This window comes from Mesorhizobium sp. M7A.F.Ca.CA.002.05.1.1 (genome assembly GCF_003998335.1).
Classification (GTDB): Bacteria; Pseudomonadota; Alphaproteobacteria; order Rhizobiales; family Rhizobiaceae; genus Mesorhizobium.
In genome coordinates, this window is sequence record NZ_RZQI01001528.1 from 1 (window position 1) to 665 (window position 665).

Sequence of the window (665 nt, forward strand, 5' to 3'; positions counted from 1 at the left end):
GTTCCGATGACCGCGCCCGGCTTCGACTGGACCGGCTACTATGCCGGCATGCAAGCCGGCTATGGCTGGGGTCGGTCCGACATATCAGGAACAGAGGGCGAGCCGTTTTCGGCCACACCCGATGTTGACGGCGGTTTTGTCGGCGGCCATGTCGCCGGACTGTGGCAATTCGACCAGGCGGTGCTGGGCGCCGAGGCGGAACTCAACTATTCCTCGGTCCGCGGCACGACGGTATCGGCCTTCGGAAGCACATTCGGCACCGACATCAAGTGGTTCGGGTCGGTCAACGCCAAGGCGGGCTACGCCATGGACCGCTTGCTGGTCTATGGCATTGGCGGCGTCGCCTTTGCCGGCATCGAAACATCGCAAGTCGCGGGTCCGGCGTTCGACAGCACGCGCACGAATGTCGGCTGGACCGTGGGTGCCGGCGTCGACTACGCGTTGACCGACAAGTTCGTCGTCGGCGCACAGTATCGCTACTATGATTTCGGCTCCGAGCACTACGACGTAGCGGAACCCTTCAACGATCGCGATCAGAACGTGAAGCTCAACACGGTAGGCATCAATTTGAGCTACAAGTTCTGAGCAGGGCCACAATCGCGACGCTGCCGGACCAGGCAACCACTCAAAGGGCTCTTTCATGGAAGAGCGGCCGGCGCTCCCAG

1 protein-coding gene is annotated in these 665 nt (G+C 62.3%); it reads left to right on the forward strand.

Features of this window, described 5'->3' with window-relative positions; translation table 11 throughout:
* The coding region (locus tag EN939_RS36840) for an outer membrane protein (RefSeq protein WP_164751627.1) at window positions 1-585 on the forward strand (585 nt) is incomplete at its 5' end.
* Between the last annotated feature and the right edge of the window lie 80 nt (window positions 586-665).